The sequence below is a fragment of the Vibrio sp. 2033 genome, assembly GCF_033339735.1.
The window spans coordinates 1-522 of sequence record NZ_JAWOVC010000812.1 but is presented as its reverse complement, the minus strand read 5'-3'; the positions used below and the strand labels follow the sequence as shown (position 1 = coordinate 522).

The following is a 522-nucleotide window of genomic DNA, read 5'->3' as shown; positions in this document are numbered from 1 at the left end:
CAGCCGGATGTGATGAAAATAGATGTCGAGGGCGCTGAATACGATGTCATCTGCGGAGCAGAAAAAACTATCGGACAATGTCGACCCGTGATTTTTCTTTCAACTCATTCGGCAGAGCTTCGCCGCAATTGTCTTGAGCGGCTTTCCGAAATGAAATATGCATTTCGCCCTTTGACGGCGGGAGATGACCCGCACGAATTCGTTCTGATTCATGGTGAAAAAGCCAAATTGCCGACACTATAATTTCCTCAACAAACTATCCATCGCTGAATGAAAATGATTGAATTTAGCAAAATATACAATGAAAACTGCATCGAGACGATGCGTCGTATGCCTGCGGATTTTCTGGATATGACAATCACAAGCCCGCCGTATGATGATTTGCGGGAATATAACGGATATCATTTGCCGATTGAGGAAATATCCCGATTGCTTTTCGAAAAGACAAAGCCCGGCGGCGTGGTTATCTGGGTCGTAGGTGATCGGACAGTTAAGGGCAGTGAGTCTCTGACAAGCTTCAAA

2 protein-coding genes are annotated in these 522 nt (G+C 45.4%); both read left to right on the top strand.

Features of this window, described 5'->3' with window-relative positions:
* Positions 1 to 243 (top strand): FkbM family methyltransferase (locus R7P74_RS29240; protein ID WP_318124227.1); only part of this gene is annotated, 243 nt, incomplete at its 5' end.
* A 33-nt stretch (positions 244 to 276) separates the two neighbouring features.
* Positions 277 to 522 (top strand): hypothetical protein (locus R7P74_RS29235; protein ID WP_318124225.1); only part of this gene is annotated, 246 nt, incomplete at its 3' end.